At 65.5% G+C, this 18,298-nt stretch carries 21 protein-coding genes; 16 read left to right on the top strand and 5 right to left on the bottom strand.

Translation table 11 applies throughout. The features are described 5' to 3' along the window. Positions 1–105: 105 nt before the first annotated feature. Together JWS13_RS34805 and JWS13_RS34810 are read right to left on the bottom strand one after the other, a co-directional pair. Positions 106–261 carry a DUF6131 family protein gene (locus tag JWS13_RS34805; RefSeq protein WP_087559280.1) on the bottom strand — a complete coding sequence of 52 codons (156 nt, stop codon included), beginning with the start codon at positions 259–261 and terminating at the stop codon, positions 106–108. 16 nt (positions 262–277) lie between these two features. Beyond that, on the bottom strand, positions 278–835 hold the full coding sequence (locus tag JWS13_RS34810) for a DUF2231 domain-containing protein (protein WP_124396072.1): 558 nt from the start codon (positions 833–835) through the stop codon (positions 278–280). A gap of 105 nt (positions 836–940) precedes the next feature. Here JWS13_RS34810 and JWS13_RS34815 point away from each other — a divergent pair, with 105 nt between their 5' ends. Further along, on the top strand, positions 941–1,162 hold the full coding sequence (locus tag JWS13_RS34815; protein WP_124396073.1) for a hypothetical protein: 222 nt from the start codon (positions 941–943) through the stop codon (positions 1,160–1,162). Positions 1,163–1,183: 21 nt separating this feature from the next. On the opposite strand, the gene JWS13_RS34820 is transcribed toward JWS13_RS34815, so the two are convergent. Continuing rightward, positions 1,184–2,044, bottom strand: coding sequence for a polyphosphate kinase 2 family protein (locus JWS13_RS34820; protein WP_206009961.1), 861 nt, complete (start codon positions 2,042–2,044; stop codon positions 1,184–1,186). A gap of 35 nt (positions 2,045–2,079) precedes the next feature. On the opposite strand from JWS13_RS34820, the gene JWS13_RS34825 reads away from it, so the two are divergent. Then, positions 2,080–3,555, top strand: coding sequence for a flavin-containing monooxygenase (locus JWS13_RS34825; protein WP_206009962.1), 1,476 nt, complete (start codon positions 2,080–2,082; stop codon positions 3,553–3,555). On the opposite strand, the gene JWS13_RS34830 is transcribed toward JWS13_RS34825, so the two are convergent. Both JWS13_RS34830 and JWS13_RS34835 read right to left on the bottom strand, forming a co-directional pair. Next, positions 3,542–3,850, bottom strand: a complete 309-nt coding sequence (locus JWS13_RS34830) for a DUF4873 domain-containing protein (protein ID WP_206009963.1) — start codon at positions 3,848–3,850, stop codon at positions 3,542–3,544. The genes JWS13_RS34825 and JWS13_RS34830 overlap by 14 nt on opposite strands. A 49-nt stretch (positions 3,851–3,899) precedes the next feature. Continuing rightward, on the bottom strand, positions 3,900–4,595 hold the full coding sequence (locus tag JWS13_RS34835) for a TetR/AcrR family transcriptional regulator (RefSeq protein WP_225858509.1): 696 nt from the start codon (positions 4,593–4,595) through the stop codon (positions 3,900–3,902). Positions 4,596–4,785: 190 nt separating this feature from the next. Here JWS13_RS34835 and JWS13_RS34840 point away from each other — a divergent pair, with 190 nt between their 5' ends. From JWS13_RS34840 to JWS13_RS34905, 14 genes are all read left to right on the top strand, one after another. Further along, positions 4,786–6,057: a DUF445 domain-containing protein gene (locus JWS13_RS34840; protein WP_206009964.1), complete on the top strand. Its 1,272-nt coding sequence runs from the start codon at positions 4,786–4,788 to the stop codon at positions 6,055–6,057. A 102-nt stretch (positions 6,058–6,159) separates the two neighbouring features. Continuing rightward, complete coding sequence (locus JWS13_RS34845; protein ID WP_012689029.1) at positions 6,160–6,666, top strand: helix-turn-helix domain-containing protein; 507 nt, start codon at positions 6,160–6,162, stop codon at positions 6,664–6,666. Further along, a complete protein-coding gene (gene tadA / locus JWS13_RS34850) occupies positions 6,659–7,492 on the top strand; it encodes a major lipid droplet protein TadA (RefSeq protein WP_206009965.1) in 834 nt (277 codons plus the stop codon). The genes JWS13_RS34845 and tadA overlap by 8 nt, the downstream gene beginning before the upstream one ends. Positions 7,493–7,564: 72 nt before the next feature. Beyond that, complete coding sequence (locus JWS13_RS34855) at positions 7,565–7,858, top strand: DUF2516 family protein (RefSeq protein WP_005251878.1); 294 nt, start codon at positions 7,565–7,567, stop codon at positions 7,856–7,858. A gap of 130 nt (positions 7,859–7,988) precedes the next feature. Next, positions 7,989–8,765, top strand: a complete 777-nt coding sequence (locus JWS13_RS34860) for a MerR family transcriptional regulator (protein WP_206009966.1) — start codon at positions 7,989–7,991, stop codon at positions 8,763–8,765. Positions 8,766–8,782: 17 nt separating this feature from the next. Further along, complete coding sequence (locus tag JWS13_RS34865; RefSeq protein WP_206009967.1) at positions 8,783–9,814, top strand: alpha/beta fold hydrolase; 1,032 nt, start codon at positions 8,783–8,785, stop codon at positions 9,812–9,814. Positions 9,815–9,996: 182 nt separating this feature from the next. After that, positions 9,997–11,682, top strand: coding sequence for an FAD-dependent oxidoreductase (locus JWS13_RS34870; protein ID WP_206009968.1), 1,686 nt, complete (start codon positions 9,997–9,999; stop codon positions 11,680–11,682). A 233-nt stretch (positions 11,683–11,915) separates the two neighbouring features. Beyond that, positions 11,916–12,788 (top strand): SDR family NAD(P)-dependent oxidoreductase, encoded by an 873-nt coding sequence (locus JWS13_RS34875; protein ID WP_160096161.1) that lies wholly within the window; start codon positions 11,916–11,918, stop codon positions 12,786–12,788. 15 nt (positions 12,789–12,803) lie between these two features. After that, on the top strand, positions 12,804–13,037 hold the full coding sequence (locus tag JWS13_RS34880; RefSeq protein WP_087559271.1) for a ferredoxin: 234 nt from the start codon (positions 12,804–12,806) through the stop codon (positions 13,035–13,037). 6 nt (positions 13,038–13,043) lie between these two features. Further along, the gene (locus JWS13_RS34885) at positions 13,044–14,273 is read left to right on the top strand and encodes a cytochrome P450 (protein ID WP_124396084.1); all 1,230 of its coding nucleotides are present in this window, start codon (positions 13,044–13,046) and stop codon (positions 14,271–14,273) included. A gap of 177 nt (positions 14,274–14,450) precedes the next feature. Beyond that, on the top strand, positions 14,451–15,053 hold the full coding sequence (locus tag JWS13_RS34890; RefSeq protein WP_124396085.1) for a TetR/AcrR family transcriptional regulator: 603 nt from the start codon (positions 14,451–14,453) through the stop codon (positions 15,051–15,053). A 403-nt stretch (positions 15,054–15,456) separates the two neighbouring features. Next, positions 15,457–16,527 (top strand): ABC transporter ATP-binding protein, encoded by a 1,071-nt coding sequence (locus tag JWS13_RS34895; RefSeq protein WP_275957312.1) that lies wholly within the window; start codon positions 15,457–15,459, stop codon positions 16,525–16,527. A 77-nt stretch (positions 16,528–16,604) separates the two neighbouring features. Continuing rightward, complete coding sequence (locus JWS13_RS34900; RefSeq protein ID WP_225929464.1) at positions 16,605–17,417, top strand: ABC transporter permease; 813 nt, start codon at positions 16,605–16,607, stop codon at positions 17,415–17,417. Between the two features lie 88 nt (positions 17,418–17,505). After that, positions 17,506–18,294, top strand: coding sequence for an MlaE family ABC transporter permease (locus JWS13_RS34905; protein WP_420855059.1), 789 nt, complete (start codon positions 17,506–17,508; stop codon positions 18,292–18,294). The last annotated feature ends 4 nt before the right edge of the window (positions 18,295–18,298 follow it).

Genomic DNA, 18,298 nt, shown 5'->3' on the forward strand with positions numbered 1-18,298 from the left:
ATGAATGGCCGTCATGCCACGGGGATTCCCGAAGTTCGGGTTTGTAAACCGACCGACTCGCATTCTGTCACGGGACGGGTGACACGAGCCGGCCGGTGTTGCGTTCTAATACCAGCGACGCCTGCCGCCGACCGCGCGCCCGGTCGCGCCGAGAATCCACAGGACCACGCCGATCACCACGAGGATGATGCCGATGGTCCAGAGCCAGTTGATGCCGGCCAGCCATCCGATCAGGAGCAAGATCAGTCCGAGCACGATCATGACGTTCCTCGATTCTTCATCCCACCGAGGTGAGGGGCGAGTCCGATCGCGGACCCTCCCGCACCTCGTCGACTCCTGCGCCCATTGCGTAGGTCAGATGCCCGCCGAGCGCGCCGCCGATGCCGATCGCGAGGAGTCCCGCGGTGCTGGTGGCGACAGCGCGTCCGTCCGTCCCGTGCCTGCGGCGAAGATAGGACGCGAGCATGGCCACGACACCGATGGCGTTGGCCTCGGCGTGGATCAGGCCGACGCGGCGCTGAACGGTGTCGCGGTCGGCCCAGTCCGCCCAGCCGGTCATCAGCGTCGGGGGAGTGGCGAGCAGTCCCAGGCCGATCAGCCTGCGTGCGCCGACGTGATCGCGGAATGCCAGATCGAAGACGCTCGCGCCGACCCACGCGCCGATGGGGAGGCTGACGAGAACGGGATGCACGGGGTGCCCGAGCCAGGACCCGCGCAACAACGGGCCCGCGTCGGAGGAACCGAGTGCCCCCTGGATCCGCTGCTGCAGAAACCGGCTGCCGCCGTCGAGGAACCGGGCGGCCTCCGCTTTCCGGAACACGCTCTCGAGGTTCATGCCTTCCGGTTACCCAGGGTGGCCCGAAGAAAACCGGTCCGCCTTGTCGTCGGTGCAGGTCGGGCGTAGCGTCGGGACCACGTTCTCGAAGGTGAGGTGAGTGCAATGAAACTCAATCTCTTCGCAGCTTGGGTCAGCTTCGCACTGGTTCTGCTCTCGGTGGTCTGTCTCGGCGGATTCCTCGTCGCCGCGGGATCCGGGCAGGGCGGCTGGGCGGTGATCGCCGGATCTCTGTGCGTCGTCGCACTGGCCGGAGCGATGGCGCTGTACGGCGGAACCGTGCGCCACGACCACAGGTTGCATCACGAAACGCCGCACCTCTTCTGACTGCGGCACTTCCGGTCGGCGTCAGGATTCCGCGAGCCGCCGCTTCTCCGCGTCGATGTCGAAAGTGGCGGGCGGCCAATCGAGGTCGAGTTTCTCCAGGGCGTCGATCAGCAGTTCGGTGACCGCCAGCCGGCTGTACCACTTGCGGTCGCACGGAACCACGTGCCACGGCGCGTAGTCGGTCGACGTCAGGTCGAGCACGGCCTGATACGCGTCTTGATATGCCGGCCACAGCAAGCGCTCGTCGACGTCCGAGGGATTGTATTTCCAGTACTTGTCGCGGCGCTCCAACCGCTCGCGCAACCGCGACTTCTGCTCGTCGAGTGACACGAACATCGCGACCTTGACCAGGGTCGTGCCGCCTGCGACCAGTTCCTTCTCGAACTGGTTGATCTCGTCGTAGCGGCCCCTCCAGATTGCCTCGGGCACGAGATCGTGAACCCGCACCACCAGCACGTCCTCGTAATGCGACCGGTCGAACACGCCGAGTTGGCCGCCGCGGGGGACGGCCTTGCCGATCCGCCACAGGAAGTGGTGGCGCTTCTCCTCGGGAGTGGGAACACCGAACGAGGCGTGATCGACACCCTGCGGGTCCACGTGCCCGATGACGTGGCGGACCATCCCGCCCTTCCCCGCGGTGTCCATGCCCTGGAGCACGAGGAGCACCGACCGCCGGTCGCCGGATCGGCCGTTGGCGTAGAGCTTCTCCTGCAGGGCGGACAGCACCGCGCCGCGCTCCTCGAACAGCTGGAGGCCGTCCGACTTGTCGCCGACGAATCCGGGTGTGCTCCCGCAGTCGAGTTCGGCGATCCGCCGGCCCGGGTGTGGCCGCAGAGCCTCGGTTGCCGGCGTCGTCCAGAATCCGCGTGCGTTCTCTGCCATGTACAGACAGTGCCACAGGAGCGTTACATGGAGGTGTGGTCGGCGAGGTGCATCGTTGCCGTGTCCTGGTGATCGGGACCGGGTTCTCCGGTCTGGGCACAGCCATCCAGCTACGCAAGCGTGGGCGCGACGACTTCATCCTGCTGGAGAAGGCGCGGGAGGTCGGCGGCACGTGGCGGGAGAACACGTACCCGGGCTGTGCGTGCGACGTGCCCTCGCACCTGTATTCGTTCTCGTTCGAGCCGAACGCGGACTGGACGCGGATGTGGTCGGGGCAGGCCGAGATCTTCGACTATCTGCGCGGACTGGCCGACAAGTACGACCTGCGGCGCAACATCCATTTCGGCCGCACGATGACGGGCGGCCACTGGGACGCCGAACACCGTCGATGGCACATCCACACCGAGTCGGGCGACGAGTACGTCGCCCAGTTCGTCGTGTCCGGGATCGGCGCCCTCCACATCCCGAACGTCCCCGATCTGCCCGGAGCCGGCACGTTCGAGGGCACCGCGTTCCATTCGGCGCGCTGGAACCACGACTACGACCTGCGGGGCAAGAAGGTCGCGGTGATCGGCACGGGCGCCAGCGCCATTCAGTTCGTTCCCGAAATCGTGGGCGACGTCGCCGAACTGCAGTTGTATCAGCGGACGCCGCCGTGGGTGATTCCGGACTTGAACTTCCGCATTCCGCCGAAGGCGCGGCGACTGTTCGGCCGGGTCCCGTTGGCGCGACGGATGGCGCGTGCCGCGGTCTATTGGACATACGAATCGCTCGCGCTCGGGTTCAACGGGCACTTCCGCCTGATGCGGCCGATCGAGAGCGCGGCGCGGGGGAATCTGAACAGGACCGTCACCGATCCCGAACTCCGCCGCAAGCTCACCCCGTCCTACGTCATCGGCTGTAAGCGGATCCTCGGGTCGAACGTGTACTACCCGGCGCTGATCTCGCCGAGGTCGGTCGTGATCACCGAGGGCATCGCGGAGATCCGTCCGCACAGCATCGTCGCGGGGGACGGGACGGAGCGGGACGTGGACGCGATCATCTACGCCACCGGATTCCACGTCACCGACGGCTTCGACAGGTTCGACCTCACCGGGGTCGACGGCAGGCGCCTCGCCGACGAATGGGAGGAGCACGGGATCCGCACCCACCTCGGTATCACCGTCGCGGGTTACCCCAACGCGTTCTTCCTGTTCGGCCCCAACACCGGGCTCGGTCACAATTCGGTGGTGTTCATGATCGAGTCGCAGATTCGTTACGTCCTCCGGCTGATGGATCTCGTCGACCGCCGCGGCGCCGACGCCGCGGTCGTCCGGCCTGCGGTGCAGAGCAGTTTCAACGCCGCCATCCAGCGGAAGCTGTCGAAGGGAGTGTGGTCCCGCGGCGGATGCGTGAGCTGGTATCTGGACTCGCACGGCGTCAACCGCGCGATCTGGCCGGGCTCGACCGTGCGCTACTGGCGGCAGACGCGGGAGGTCGATCCGGCGGACTTCGAGTTCACACCCGGCTGAAGGGCGGGGGCGTCACTCCGTCGACGAGATGGCTTCCCCAGAGGTCCACTCCGGTGATCCGGGCGGTGGCCGTGCCTTCCGGGCCGGTGATCCGAAGTTCCGTGCCTGCGGACAGGTCTGTGTCCGCGCCGAGTGCGTCCGTCAGGGCGCGGACCCGGCCGTGCCAGACGTACCGACCGCTGATGGGTTCGAAGTTCCCCGCCAACTGGACCCTTACGGTGACGGCGGGACGGTCGCCGACGACGACGTCGGCGGGGCCGCGGTAGCCCTCTTCTTCTTCCTCGTGTTCGTTCACACAGGGAAGTTTACCTGTAACTGCTAGTTACACAAGAATGGATCTGCGCCTATTCGGTCGCGTCGGCAGGCGGCAGCAGCGGGTGCGGGATCGCATTGAAGCGGGCGGGCGAGCCGTTGACCGCGGCGATGCCCGTGACTCCACCCCAGGTCATCATCGTGAGGTAGTTGATCAGGTCCTCGACCGACATCGACCTGTTGGAGATCCACCAGTGGGTGGCCAGTTGCACACCGCCGACGATTCCGTACGCCCACGGGACTGCGCCGCCGGAGTCCATCTCCATCTGCCGCAACCGCTCGCCGAGCACGGTGGACAGCACCTCGGCGATCATCCGCTCCGAGTCCGCGACCGTCTCGCGGCCGGGGCCGGAACCGTTGGCCATGATGTACAGGTAGACGTCGGGATCCGACGCCACCGTCTCGACGTACGCGGTGATGGTGGCGCGGGTCAACTCGAAGTCGTCGAGGTCTCCGCCGATGGCCTCGTAGATCCGCGGAGCGAGCGTGGTCTCGACGTACCGCGCCATGGTCGCGTTCGTCAGATCGCTCTTGTCCGCGAAATAGCGGTACAGCACGGTCTTGGAGACGCCGATCTCGGACGCGATCTCGTCCATGCCGATGTCCCGTCCACGCAGGCGGATGGCGGCGATCGTTCCGTCGACGAGTTCTTCTCGGCGCGCGATCTTGTGCTCACGCCAGCGGCGCTTGCGCCCATCGGGCTTTGCCGCCTTGTCCAGCTTCGTCATCGACTCGGTCACCTGCTCGGGATCCTTCACGCCGTCGTTCGCCACTGACTCTCTTCACATCCGTTTCGTGTCGCGATCTCCTGTCAGCTTAGTGCGCGGGTCTTGTCGCACGGCACAACGCCGTCTGTGCGGGCGCGCGTCCAGCGGCTGGGCGACCGCCCCCGCGTCGACCTTGGGCACAATGGCGTCTGTGGATCAATTGAGCTTTTCCGCTTTCGACGACGATGCGAAGCGTCGCGATCTTCGCAAGATGAAGGCTGTCGCGACGGGCTTCCTCGTCTTCGCCACCGCGGTCTACCTCGTGTGCCGGTGGCAGGAATCGCAGGGCGCGGGGGCGTGGGTCGGCTACGTGCGGGCGGCGTCGGAGGCGGGCATGGTCGGCGCGCTGGCCGACTGGTTCGCGGTCACGGCCCTGTTCCGGCATCCGCTGGGGTTGCCGATCCCGCACACCGCGATCATCAAACGCAAGAAGGATCAGCTGGGGGCGAGCCTCAGCAGCTTCGTCGGCCAGAACTTCCTGGCCCCCGAGGTGGTGTCCGCCAAGGTGGAGGCCGCGGAGATCCCGCTCCGGCTGGGCACGTGGATGGCGCAGCCGAAGCACGCCGCGCGGGTCGCCGCCGAGACTGCCACCATCCTGCGCGGCTTCGTCGAGATCCTGCGCGACGAGGACGTGCAGCAGATCATCGACAGCACTCTGGTGCGCCGGCTGGCCGAGCCCCAGTGGGGGCCGCCGATCGGGCGGGTGCTCGGCGAACTGCTCCGTGAGAACCGGCAGCTGCCGATCCTGGATCTGCTCGCCGAGCGGGCGCATCAATGGGCGCTCGGGAGTCAGGAGACCATCGACCGGATCGTCAGCCGCGATTCGCCCGCCTGGTCGCCCAAGTTCGTGGACGCCATGCTCGGCGAGAAGATCCACCGGGAACTCGTCGAATTCACCTGGAAGGTGCGGTCCAACCCGGAGCACGAGGTGCGGCAGGCGGCCAACCGCTTCCTCGTCGACTTCGCCGACGACCTGCAGAACGATCCCGCGACCATGGAGAAGGCCGAGAAGATCAAGGCCGAGATCATGGGACGCGAGGAGGTGACCGGCCTCGCCGCGGCGACGTGGAAGGTCGCCAAGCGCCTGATCATGGAGTCCGTCGACGACCCGGACAGCACGCTGCGCACGAAGGTCGCGGAGAACGTCGTGCGATTCGGCGAGCGGCTGCGTGACGACGACGAACTGAGGACCAAGGTCGACGGGTGGGTGCTCGCGGGCACGCGCTACGTCGTCGTCCACTACACCGACGAGATCACCGCGATCATCTCCGACACCGTCGAGCGCTGGGACGCCGAGGAGGCGTCGAAGAAGATCGAACTCCAGGTGGGACGCGATCTCCAGTTCATCCGCATCAACGGCACCGTGGTCGGTGCGATCGCGGGACTGCTGATCTACACGTTTTCGACGTTGTTGTTCGGCTGACGTCCTGCGTGGAACGGTGCCGCTAGCTGGGTGCTAGCAGAGTGCTTGCAATTGCTAGCACCCTGCTTTAGGCTTGGTGCTGCCCAGCAACACGGAGGACTGATGGCCAGCGATGACCGCGATGCGGCCGGTGCAGGAGATCTGGCAGCTCGCGTAGTCAGCAACGCCGCTCACGACATCGGAGGTTTCATTCGTGCGCAGCGCGAAGCAGCCCAGGTGTCGATGCGGCAGCTGGCGCAGCTGGCCGGTGTCAGTAATCCGTATCTGAGTCAGATCGAACGTGGGTTGCGCAAGCCCTCGGCCGAGGTGCTTGGGCAGATAGCCAAGGGGCTCCGGGTTTCGTCGGAGGTCCTGTACGTCCAGGCGGGTTACCTCGAGCAGCGGCCACACGGTCCCCTCCGTGATGCTCTGCTCGCGGACACGGCCATCACCGAGCGGCAGAAGCAGGTGCTGCTCGAGATCTACGAATCGTTCTGTCGTGAGAACGAATCGGCGGAAGCGGCCGAATCCCGGACGTCCGAGCTTCGGACAGAAGAACACCAGCGTTCTGATTCCCAGACGCCGGAACCAGAACCCCCCACCGTTGAAGAGGAGAAAGCCGATGACTGACCAGAAGACCATCGACAGCGTCAAGACCTCGCTGTACGCGGCCGTAGGTGCCGGAGACGTCGTGGTGCAGGCCGTGGCCGACGTCGTCGCCCAGGTCCGCTCGCGCGCCGAGTCCACCCAGGGTGACGTCGAAGAGCGAGTCGGCGGCGCCAAGGAGCGCTTCGCCGGACTGCAGGAAGAGGTCACCGAGGGTGTCGAGAACCTTCGCGACCGCCTCGCCGGACTGCCGTCCGAGCTGCCCGAGGAGCTCGCCGAGCTGCGGGAGAAGTTCACCGCCGACGAGCTGCGCAAGGTCGCCGAGGCCTACCTGAAGGTCGCATCCGACCTGTACACGTCGCTCGCCGAGCGCGGCGAGGACACCGTCGAGCGCATCCGCAAGCAGCCGGTCGTCGAGGAGGGCATCGGCCGCGCCGAGACCGCCTTCGGTGACGCCGTCGAGCTGACCGAGGAAGCTCTCGGCACCGTGGCCCGCCAGACGCGCGCCGTGGGCGAGCAGGCCGCGAAGCTCGCGGGCCGCGCTTCGGGCCGCATCTCCGACACCGCCGAGGGACTCGGCGAGGCCATCGCCGACGCCGGCGACGAGGCTGCCCTGAAGGTGCTCGACCTGGGCGACCAGGCCGAGGAAGCGTCGAAGGGCGCTGCCGATCGCGTCACCGCCACCGCGGCCGACGTTCAGGCTCGCGCCGACCAGGCGGCCCCGGCCAAGCATGCTGCCGCTCCCGCGAAGAAGGCTGCTCCCGCACCGGCCAAGGCTGCGGCAACGCCGGCTCCGGCCAAGAAGGCCGCCGCTCCGGCCAAGAAGGCTGCTCCGGTCAAGAAGGCTTGATCCTTCACGCTTTTCGGCCCCCGCACGTTCGGTGCGGGGGCCGTTTGCGTGCCCACCTCGTAGGATGGGGCTGTGATTCAAGTTGACGGCGTCGTCTCGGTGATCTTGTTGGTGATTCGCATCGTCGCTCTGGGTGGTGCTGCGTACGCGCTGTTCCACGCGGCTCGCCAGCGCAAGGACGCGTTCACCGCCGTGGACAAATTGAGCAAACCGATCTGGCTGAGCATTCTCGCGGTCGCGTTTCTCGTCCTCCTGCTGTTCCCGGCCGTGCAGTTGTTCGGCATCGTCGCGGTCGTCGCGGTGTGCGTCTATCTCGTGGACGTACGGCCCCGCGTCGACGACGTGCAGCGCGGACCCCGCTGGTAGGCATTCCTGCCCGTTAGGCACCGCTCGCCCCTCATGGTCCTGTGGAGTGGGGGGTTCTTTCGCGCCCTAACGATGACAATGGGCATTGTGACAATGCTATTGTGGTTATACGGCGACCGAGGGAGCTGACATGTCCGCGAGGGAATACCGGATCGACGACCTCGCACGCGAGGCGCGGGTGAGCGTGCGCAACGTGCGCGTCTACCAGGACCGCGGACTGCTCCCGCCGCCGCGGAAGCAGGGGCGCACGGGGTGGTACAACGAGTCGCACCTCGCGCGGCTGCACCTGATCGGGCGGATGCTCGATCGCGGCTACACGTTCGCGACCATCAGCGAACTGCTCACCGCCGCGCACTACGGACTGCAGGTCAAGGACGTTCTGGAGACCGACGACCCGGGCAGCCGCTGGAAGAAGCGCAGGCGCGCGGCACGCCTCACGATCGCCGAGCTGAAACGCATGTTCGGGGCGCAGACCACCGAGGCCAACATCGCCCGCGGCACCGAACTGGGTGTGCTCGTTCCCGCCGGGGACGACTATTCGGTCGACGATCCGCGACTGGTCGAGGCGGCGCAGGTCCTCGTCGACGCAGGCATCCCGCTCGAGGACGTCCTCGAGCAGACCGCGGCGGTGCGACGCGACCTCTCGGACGTCGCCGCACGGTTCGTCGCCGTCGTCGCGGACCGTTATCTCGCCGCCGAGGGTGAGTCGCTCGAACTCGACGAGGCGAAGGTCTCGGACATCGCGCGGCTCGTCGACCAGATGCGTCCCCTCGCGCACGACGCCGTCCAGTCGCTGTTCGAACAGGCGATGGAGGAGCAGATCTCCCGGGCCCTCGAGCGGGCGGCCCGGCAACTCGGCGAGACACCGGGTCCGGTGTCGGGCACAGACACCAACAGGGCAAGTTAGACAGGACAGGGGTAAGAATGACCAGCAGTTCGCGCACCATCGCCTTCCGGGCGCTCGCAGGCGCAGCAGGGGCCGGCGCCGTCGTCGCCGCGGCAGCGGCGATCCGTCACAAGCGCGCCACCCGTGGGTTGACGTTGTCGACCGAGGTGGCCCCGAACGAGTTGCTGCGCACCCCGGATCTGCGCCCGGACGTGACGGAGATCCTCACCGACGACGGCGCGACGCTGTACGTTCGCGCCTACGGTCCGGTGGACGGCGATCCCATTGTGCTCAGCCATGGTTGGACCTGTTCGACCGAATACTGGTACCCGCAGGTGAATGCGCTCGCGGGCGAGTACCGGGTGATCACCTACGACCAGCGTGGGCACGGCCGCAGCTCGGTCGGCTCGCTTCCGCTCGGTCCCGACGTCCTCGCCGACGACCTGTCGGAGGTGCTGAAGGCGACGGTGCGTGACGACAAGAAGGCCGTCCTCGTGGGTCACAGCATGGGTGGCATGAGCATCATGGCGTGGGCAGGCCGGCACGCCGACGAGGTGAAGAAATACGCGTCGGCAGTCCTGCTCGCCAGCACCGCCTGCGACCGGCTCGTCGCCGAGACCACCGTCATCCCGTTGCCGAATCGTTTTCCGCGCGTGCCGGTTCCGGTCGGTCGCGCCGTCCTGAGCACACCGGTTCCGTTGGTGTCTTCGCCCGTGATGACGCGCGCGCTGCAGTACGTGTCGATGTCGCCGAACGCCACTCGTGCCGAGGTCCAGTTCTGCGAGAACATCGTCCGGGACTGCAAGCCGCGCATCCGCGGCGGCTGGGGTGCCGCGCTCAGCGGCCTCGACATCCACGAAGCACTCGACCACCTCGACGTCCCGACCACGGTGCTCGTCGGTTCCATGGATCGGTTGACCCCGCCCGTCCATGCCCGCAAGCTCGCTCGCGTCCTGGACGAGGCCGGTCACCTCGAGCGGCTGATCGTGCTGCCCGGCGTCGGCCACATGAGTTCCGTCGAGAGCATCGACGAGTTCGACAAGGAGATCGTGCGGTTGCGCAACCTCTGACCTTTCGGCTGCCCTGCAGTCGGTCGAGCCCACACGCCGGTGGCGTGTGGGCCCGATTTTTTTTGCGCCGGTGTGAGGCTTGACACATCGACAGCATTACATCTAACGTAATTTGTATCACTGTAAAACGTGACGCGATCCAGCGTTCCACCGATCCGGTCATCAGGCGATAGGAGCTCACGTTGGCTCATGTAGTTACGCAATCCTGCTGCAACGACGCGAGTTGCGTCGCGGTGTGCCCCGTCGATTGCATCCATCCCACTCCGAACGAGCCCGGCTACGGCAGCGCGGAGATGCTGTACATCGATCCGGTCGGCTGCATCGACTGCGGCGCCTGCATCGACGCGTGCCCCGTCGACGCGATCGTTCCCGACTACGACCTGACTCCGGAAACCGCGCGCTACGAGGAGATCAATGCGGCGTTCTATGCGAACCGGGAACAGCCGGCCGCCGTCCCCGAGCGTCCCGTTTCCGAGGCGGTCCAGGTATCGGACCGCGCACTGCTGCGGGTGGCGATCGTCGGATCCGGGCCGTCCGGCTGCTATGCGGCCGAGAGTCTGCTGTCCCGGATCGGTCCCGCCGTGGAAATTTCCTTCTTCGAAAAGCTCGCGACACCGTTCGGGCTGATCCGATTCGGAGTCGCACCGGACCATCAGGGCACCAAGGCGGTCGCCGCGCTGTTCCAGAAGACGGCGTCGCGGAAGAACGTGGACTTCTACCTCAATGTCGAGGTCGGTACGCACCTGACTCACGACGACCTGCTCGCGCACCACGATGCGGTGATCTACGCGGTCGGCGCCCCCGCCGACTGTGCGCTGGGGATTCCCGGCGAGGATCTGCCCGGAAGCCACTCGGCAACGGAGTTCGTGGCGTGGTACAACGGCCACCCCGATCATGCGCACCGCGCGTTCGACCTGTCGGGCGAACGGGCCGTCATCATCGGCAACGGCAATGTGGCGTTGGACGTGGCCCGAGTGCTCGTCGCGGGCACCGCCGAGTTGACGAAGACCGACATCGCCCCGCACGCATTGGAAGCGTTGTCGGAGAGCAGGATCAGGGAAGTGCTCGTCGTCGGGCGGAGAGGTCCGGCGCAGGCGGCGTACACGAATCCGGAGTTGCTCGCGCTCGGCCATCTCCCCGGCGTGACTGTCGCGGTGCGGCCCGACGAGGTGGCGGGGGAGGCGTCGCCGAGTGGTCGGACCGACCCGATCGAGGCGATGAAAGCCAGGATCGTCGCAGAGTTCGCCGCCGCCCCGAACGCGCCGGGATCCAAGCGTATTGCATTGCGCTACCTGCTTTCTCCGGTGGAGGTGGTGGGAGACGGCAGAGTGGAGGGGATCCGCCTCGTCCGCAACGAGCTGGTTCCGGATGCGGACGGCCGTTCCCGGGCTGCTCCGACGAGTGTCGTCGAGGACGTCGACTGTGGTCTGGTCCTGCGGTCGGTGGGGTACCGGGGGATCCCGGTCGCGGGAATCCCCGTCTCGGGTGCACGATCCACGATGCCGAACGACGGAGGTCGTGTGCTGGAACCGGACTCGGGCAGGCCGATGTCCGGTGTGTACACCGTCGGGTGGATCAAGCGAGGTCCCTCCGGCGTCATCGGAACCAACAAGGCGTGCGCCGCCGAAACTGTCGACAAACTCGTCGACGACTTCCACTCCGGTCGATTGGCGGCTCCAGGGGGTGGCAGGCAGGACCTACGCCAACTGGTCGCGGAGCGGCGACCCGAGAGCATCGGTTACGACGGATGGAAAGCGATCGACGCGCACGAGCGGCGACTCGGCAGGGAATCCGGCCGGCCGCGCGTGAAGCTGGTAGACATCGCCTCGATGATCGAAATTGCTTCGAGTGCAGCTATTTCCGGCTGAATCTACCCTGATGCGCGCCCGGCTCGACGTGCGCCGAAGAAAGTGATTGACGTCTCATCGCCTAACGGTATAAGGTTTATTCGGATCGGAGATGCGGCCCGCACCCGATCCTCTCGGCCGGCGACAGCCCCCGCCGTCGAGGATCGGAACAGTCTCGCCGCCCGACTTCGCCGGACGATGTCCCACGCACCGCGAGTCTCCGGCATCTGACGAATCATCACAGAGGAGTTCACATGAAACTTCAGGACAAAGTCGCTGTCATCACCGGAGGTGGATCCGGGCTCGGACGCCAGGGTGCGCAGTTGTTCGCATCGGAAGGTGCGAAGGTGGCGGTCGTCGACATCGACGGCGACCGGGCCGAGCAGACTGCGAAACTTGTTGAGCAGCAAGGTGGAACGGCGATCGCCATCACCGCCGACGTGAGTGACGAGGCGGCCGTCTACCGCAGCGTCGAGACCACCGTCGAGCAGTTCGGCAAGCTCGACATCATGTGGGCCAACGCCGGTGTCGTCTCCCGCGGCGGTGTCCCGTCCGTGGCCGGCGGCGAACAGGTGGAGTTCCAGGACCTCACGGATGCCGACTGGCAGCACGTTCTCGGGGTCAACCTCAGCGGTGTCGTGTACTCCTGTAAGGCTGCGGTGCCTGCGATGCGGGCCAACGGCGGCGGCACCATCCTGGCGACGTCGTCCGCGGCTTCGTTCGCCGCCTATCACAGCATCGCGATGTACTCGGCGACGAAAGCCGGTGTCAACGGCCTGGTTCGCGGCCTCAGTCTGGATCTCGGACGCTACGGCATCCGCGTCAATGCCCTCGCCCCCACGCACGGGATGTCGCCGAACTTCCTGATGGGCCCGGGCACCCCGGTGATCGGCCAGTCCTACGAGGAGACCGCGGGCCCGTGGGATCCGGGCGTCTCGCCGATTCCGCTCAAGCTCCAGCGTCCGCCGTCGCTCGTGGACAACGCGAAGGTCGCACTCTTCCTCGTGTCGGACGACTCCGCATACATTTCCGGTCTGACGCTGCCCGCGACGGACGGCGGCACGCTGTCACGTGTCGCGATGATGTTCGAAGAGGACACGCCGACTCCGACGCTTCCCGTCGACTGAGTGGAGCGTCCGCCGATGACCATTCATGCGCAGAACCGTGCGCCGTCGTTGAAGGTCGACCGATCCGCCTGTGCGGGCCACGGCCTCTGCTACGGCGCGGAACCCGAGATAGTCGACAGTGACGACCAGGGCTACCCCGTCGTCGTTGCCGAACCGGTTCCCGAGGAACTACGAGACCAACTGGGTGCCCTCGTCGAGATGTGCCCCGAACGCGCGCTGAGCGTCGAACTCCCGAATTCGGAAGGCTGAGAAGCAGTGACGACAACCCAACTACCCGAGAACCTCATCGTGGACTTCGACGTCTACGACCAGACCTTGGCGATGCCGGAGGACGTGTTCCAGGAACGCGCGGCGGCGCTGCGGGCCATCGGCCCCGTCGTGTACTCGAAGGCGCACGGCGGCCATTGGATCGTGACGCGCTACGAGGAGATCCACCAGGTCCTGCGTGATCCGGAGACCTTCTCCAGCTACCCGAACAACCTCGTGAACGCGGGCCAGGGGAAGTTCATCCCGATCGAGCTGGACCCGCCGGAGCACACGTTCTACCGGCAGGCGCTGCAACCGCTGTTCAGTCCCAAGCGGATGAAGGAACTCGAGCCCCAGATCCGGGACGTCATCAACGAGCTCATCGACGACTTCGTGTCACGCGGCGAAGCCGAGTTCATCTCGGAGTTCGCCCACGAGCTGCCGACGCGGGTGTTCCTGGCGCTGATGGGCTGGCCGCTCGAAGACGCCGAGATGTTCACCAAGACGACGGACGTTGCACTGCAGGGCATTCCCGGTGGAACGGAAGAAGAGTCCGCCAAGGCGCGCGAGGATGCGGCCAACCAGATCTTCGGCTACTTCGGTGCCATCGTCGCCGGAGTGCGTTCCGGTGAGAACACCTCGGACAGTCTGACGGCGCAGATCATCAACACCCCGATCGAGATGGAGGACGGGGTACGGCTGCTCACCGACGAAGAGCTGTACCGCATGTTCTTCCTCCTGCTCATCGCGGGCCTCCACACCGTCCAGGGTTCACTGGCGTGGGGGATCATCCACCTGGCGAACAATCCCGGGCAGCGGCAGGAGATCGTGGACGATCCCGACACCATCCCGGCGGCTGTCGAGGAGATTCTGCGGATCGAGGCCGCCGTGATCGCGGGCCGGCGAGCGACCCGCGACGTCGAGATCGGCGGCGTGACCATCGCGGAGGGGGAGCAGCTCATCGTGCTGCTCTGCTCGGCGAATCGCGACGGCGGCGAGTTCGAGGACCCGGACGAGCTGAAGATCGATCGCTCGCCCAACCGTCACCTCTCTTTCGGGGCCGGTCCTCATCGGTGCATCGGGTCTCACCTGGCACGCATCGAGCTCAAGCTGGCCATGGAGGAGATTCACAAGCGGCTGCCGGATTACCGACTCGTTCCGGAGGATCCGCCGATCCTGCATGCCACCCAGGTACGCGGCTGCATCCGGCTCCCGATCACCTTCACCCCCTCGGCCTGAGGCCGGGCAGACGTCCGAGGCAGTTGTCCGTGGTCCTGTGGGACTTCGGGCAGCTGCCTCGCTCTTTTGGTGTAATGAAGGGACGTGGCCGCCCGATATGCAACAACTTACGTGTATTGTCATTTGTATCGCGACTGGTCGGGTGGCCGGTCGGAAGTGACGGTGTCTGGAGCGAGGATGGCAAGAAGGAAGACCGCCGGTGTGCTGAGCCAGGACGCCGATGTCGCACGGTCTCAGATACTCGTGGCCGCCCAGACGATGATTCTTCGTTTCGGGATCGCGAAGACCACCATGGAGGACATTGCCAAGGAGGCGGGAGTCTCGCGCCCGACCGTCTACCGGTACTTCCAGGACCGCGAGACGCTCACCACCGAGCTGATCAGGTGGCGATCGCGTCAGACGCTCGAACGTGGCCGCAAGTTCCTGATGGAATGTGCGACGTTCGAGGACAGGCTGATCGAAGGCCTCATCTACCTGGTCTACGACGGGATCAACGATCCGATCGTGCGCATCCTCGTCAGCCCCGAACACGTCGGCGGGGATTCGTGGCTCGAGACGATCCCCCTCGCAACGAGTCTGACCACTGAACTGTGGGGGCCGATCTTCGACGACGCCAAGGCCGGCGGCGAGATGAGGGCGGATATCGACACCGGCGAGGCGTGCTCCTGGATCACCCTCGTGCAATTGATGCTCGCACCGCGACTGGACAATTCGGATCCGGCCGATCCCTCGCACCGGCAGATGATGAAGCAATTCGTTCTGCCGGCCTTCCTGCCCTAGTTCGCCCGCGTCCCCCAGAAGCCGTGCCCCCGAGGGGCACGGCTTCTTTTGTGCTTTCACCCGGTAAATCTAATGTTCTTAAGTATGCTGTTCGATGGTTCCCGTGCCTGGTCACGGCCGGATCGGTCGGGAATGCTTATGCCTGCGCGTATTTCGCAGGAAAGCTATTTCGCTTCCCGCTCTTGCCTCGGCGGTCAAAAGCCGTATAACGTATTACGTGCGACGTAATTTGTATCACAGCTAAAGGTTGTGAACTCGCCGTCCATCGTCCGCGATTCGATGAAAAGTGCTGCAAACAAGCTGTATTCGACGTGCGCGGCGGGATGGCTGTGGGTTCCGGTCCGAGGTCGCAAGTGCCCTGCAACATCCGAGGCGGCGTTCGACGCCTGAAGACACGGAGGTAATGGTGGGAGTGGAGGTATCCGTCGAGGGACTGACCAAGTCCTTCGGCTCGCAGAGGATCTGGCAGGACGTCACGTTGACCCTTCCGGCCGGTGAGGTCAGTGCGTTGCTCGGGCCGTCGGGTACGGGTAAGTCGGTGTTCTTGAAGTCGCTGATCGGTCTGCTCCGCCCGGAGCAGGGGTCGATCGTGATCGACGGCACCAACATTCTGGAGTGCTCCTCGAAGGAGTTGTACGAGATCCGGAAGTTGTTCGGGGTGCTGTTCCAGGACGGTGCGTTGTTCGGGTCGATGAACCTGTTCGACAACGTGGCGTTCCCGTTGCGCGAGCACACGAAGAAGTCCGAGTCCGAGATCCGCAAGATCGTGATGGAGAAGATGGAACTGGTCGGCCTGCTCGGGGCCGAGGACAAGCTGCCCGGCGAGATCTCCGGTGGTATGCGCAAGCGTGCCGGGCTGGCGCGGGCACTGGTGCTGGATCCGCAGATCATTCTCGTGGACGAGCCGGACTCGGGTCTGGATCCGGTGCGCACGACCTATATTTCGCAGACGTTGATCGATATCAACGCGGAGATCGATGCGACGATTCTGATCGTGTCGCACAACATCAATCTGGCGCGGACGGTGCCGGACAATATCGGGATGTTGTTCCGTCGGCATCTGGTGATGTTCGGTCCGCGGGAGGTGTTGCTGACCAGTGAGGAGCCGGTGGTCAAGCAGTTCCTGAACGGCACGATGATCGGTCCGATCGGGATGTCGGAGGAGAAGGACGAGGCGCAGATGGCGCAGGAGCAGGCGATGGTCGATGCGGGGCATCATGCCGGTGGTGTCGATGACGTGGAGGGCATCGTTGCGCAGATGAAGGCGACGCCGGGGATGCCGTTCCGGCAGGCCGTGGCCCGTCGTCAGGAGCGGGTGCGGCACATCGTGCACACGTTGCCGGAGAACGCCCAGATCGCGATCCAGGAAAGCCTCCGGGCGGACGGCCTCGGCGACGAGTGGGGTCCGGGCGGCGCAGACACGGACCGAATGTACTTCGAAACAGCGGCATTCGACGCGGGAGTTGCGAAGTGACGAGTGTGAAGGTCCCGATCGTCGTGGACGCCCCGCCGATCGAGCCTGCCGCAACAGAGAAGCGACGGAGGCCGCGTCTGTCGATCGCCGCGGTGGGGAAATATTTGAAGGACACGCCCATTCGCAGCCTCGCGACGTTGGGTCGATCCGGTGAGCTGGCGGTGAACATCCTGAAATACACGGTATCCGACACGATCGCCCTGCGGTTGCCCCTCGAGGAAGTGGCCACGCAGATGTGGAAACTTCTCAAGGTCACCGCACTTCCCGCGCTGCTGATGGCGGTGCCGATCGGTGCCGAGGTCTCGGTGCAGGTCGGTGGAATCATGAACCAGGTCGGCGCGAACTCGCTGGCAGGAGCGGCGAGTGGGCTGGGCGTGGTGGGGCAGGGGGCACCGATGGCGGCGGGACTGCTGATGAGCGGTGCGGCCGCATCGGCGATCGCCTCCGATCTCGGTGCCCGCGCGATCCGCGAGGAGATCGAAGCGATCCGGGTCATGGGGATCGACCCCGTCCAGCGACTGGTCGTTCCTCGGTTCATCGCGATGGTCGCTATCGCACCGATGCTGTGCATCGTCATCGTCGCGGCGGGTGTGGCGGCGGGGCTGGTGATTTCGGCCAACGTCAACGACGTGGTGCCCGGCAGTTTCTGGCAGTCGTTCGGCTCGTTCGCCACACCGACCGATCTGGTCTTCTCCGTGCTCAAGTCGGTGATCTTCGCGGCGCTCGTCGTGTTGATCGCAAGCCTGCGAGGACTCGAAGCGAAGGGCGGTCCGAAAGGCGTAGCCAACGCGGTCAATGCCTCGGTGGTACTCAGCGTCTTCTGTATCTTCATGACCAATCTCCTGGTCAGCCAGATTCAGATGATGTTCTTTCCGGCCCGGTTGGCGTGACGTGAACACACACTCCACACACCGCAGAGGCCCCGTCGGCGGAGTTCTGCTGCAACCGATTCGCTCGGTCGGTCGCGCTGCGACGTCGGTGATCGAGGAAATCGGACAGGTGACGGTCTTCACCGTCAAGACGATCGCATTGCTGCCCAAGACGCTGCGGCACTACCGCAAGCAGACCATGACCACCATGAACAACATGGCGTGGGGGAACGGATCCCTCGTCGTCGACGGCGGTGTCGTCAGCCTGATGTTCTTCCTGGGACTGGCCGTCGGCGCCGTGGTCGCGATCCAGGCGTTCATGGCCTTCGACCTGCTGGGCTTCGGCGCGCTGACCGGGATCATCGGATCGTTCGGCAACGTCCGGGTCATCGCCCCGATCATCACCGGAATCGGATTCGCCGCGCAGGCCGGCTGCCGGATGACCGCCGAGATCGGCTCGATGCGCATCTCCGAGGAGATCGACGCCACCGAATCGATGGGATTGCAGGCCATACCGTTCGTGGTCGGGACGCGGCTGATCGGCAGCATGCTGATCGTGATCCCCGGGTATCTGATGGCGCTCGTGGTCAGCTTCTTCACCGGAGGGTTGATCATCAAGACGTTTCACCATCAGCCTTCGGGTACCTACGATCACTACTTCAGCCAATTTCTCAGTGTTCCCGACCTCGTGGCGTCGCTGGTCAAAGCAGTCGTCTTCTGTGCCGTCGTCACGATGATCCACTGCTACTACGGATACTTCGCGGGTGGCGGGCCCGCAGGGGTGGGCGCGGCGTCAGGGCGAGCGATCCGGGCGAGCCTCGTCGCGATCGTCGTCCTGAATTTCTGTATGACTGTGGCGATCTGGGGCCTCAGTCCCGAACTGGTGTTCAAAGGATGAGTCA

Origin of the sequence: Rhodococcus pseudokoreensis, assembly GCF_017068395.1 — a bacterium.
GTDB lineage: Bacteria > Actinomycetota > Actinomycetes > Mycobacteriales > Mycobacteriaceae > Rhodococcus_F > Rhodococcus_F pseudokoreensis.

Excerpts from the sequence above, each read along its gene's own strand:
- JWS13_RS34860 (WP_206009966.1), top strand. The coding sequence starts at position 7,989 with ATGTCCGCGAGGGAATACCGGATCGACGACCTCGCACGCGAGGCGCGG.
- JWS13_RS34890 (WP_124396085.1), top strand. The coding sequence starts at position 14,451 with ATGGCAAGAAGGAAGACCGCCGGTGTGCTGAGCCAGGACGCCGATGTC.
- JWS13_RS34820 (WP_206009961.1), bottom strand. The coding sequence starts at position 2,044 with ATGGCAGAGAACGCACGCGGATTCTGGACGACGCCGGCAACCGAGGCT.
- JWS13_RS34845 (WP_012689029.1), top strand. The coding sequence starts at position 6,160 with ATGGCCAGCGATGACCGCGATGCGGCCGGTGCAGGAGATCTGGCAGCT.
- JWS13_RS34810 (WP_124396072.1), bottom strand. The coding sequence starts at position 835 with ATGAACCTCGAGAGCGTGTTCCGGAAAGCGGAGGCCGCCCGGTTCCTC.
- JWS13_RS34835 (WP_225858509.1), bottom strand. The coding sequence starts at position 4,595 with ATGACGAAGCTGGACAAGGCGGCAAAGCCCGATGGGCGCAAGCGCCGC.
- JWS13_RS34805 (WP_087559280.1), bottom strand. The coding sequence starts at position 261 with ATGATCGTGCTCGGACTGATCTTGCTCCTGATCGGATGGCTGGCCGGC.
- tadA (WP_206009965.1), top strand. The coding sequence starts at position 6,659 with ATGACTGACCAGAAGACCATCGACAGCGTCAAGACCTCGCTGTACGCG.
- JWS13_RS34815 (WP_124396073.1), top strand. The coding sequence starts at position 941 with ATGAAACTCAATCTCTTCGCAGCTTGGGTCAGCTTCGCACTGGTTCTG.
- JWS13_RS34875 (WP_160096161.1), top strand. The coding sequence starts at position 11,916 with ATGAAACTTCAGGACAAAGTCGCTGTCATCACCGGAGGTGGATCCGGG.
- JWS13_RS34880 (WP_087559271.1), top strand. The coding sequence starts at position 12,804 with ATGACCATTCATGCGCAGAACCGTGCGCCGTCGTTGAAGGTCGACCGA.
- JWS13_RS34895 (WP_275957312.1), top strand. The coding sequence starts at position 15,457 with ATGGTGGGAGTGGAGGTATCCGTCGAGGGACTGACCAAGTCCTTCGGC.
- JWS13_RS34865 (WP_206009967.1), top strand. The coding sequence starts at position 8,783 with ATGACCAGCAGTTCGCGCACCATCGCCTTCCGGGCGCTCGCAGGCGCA.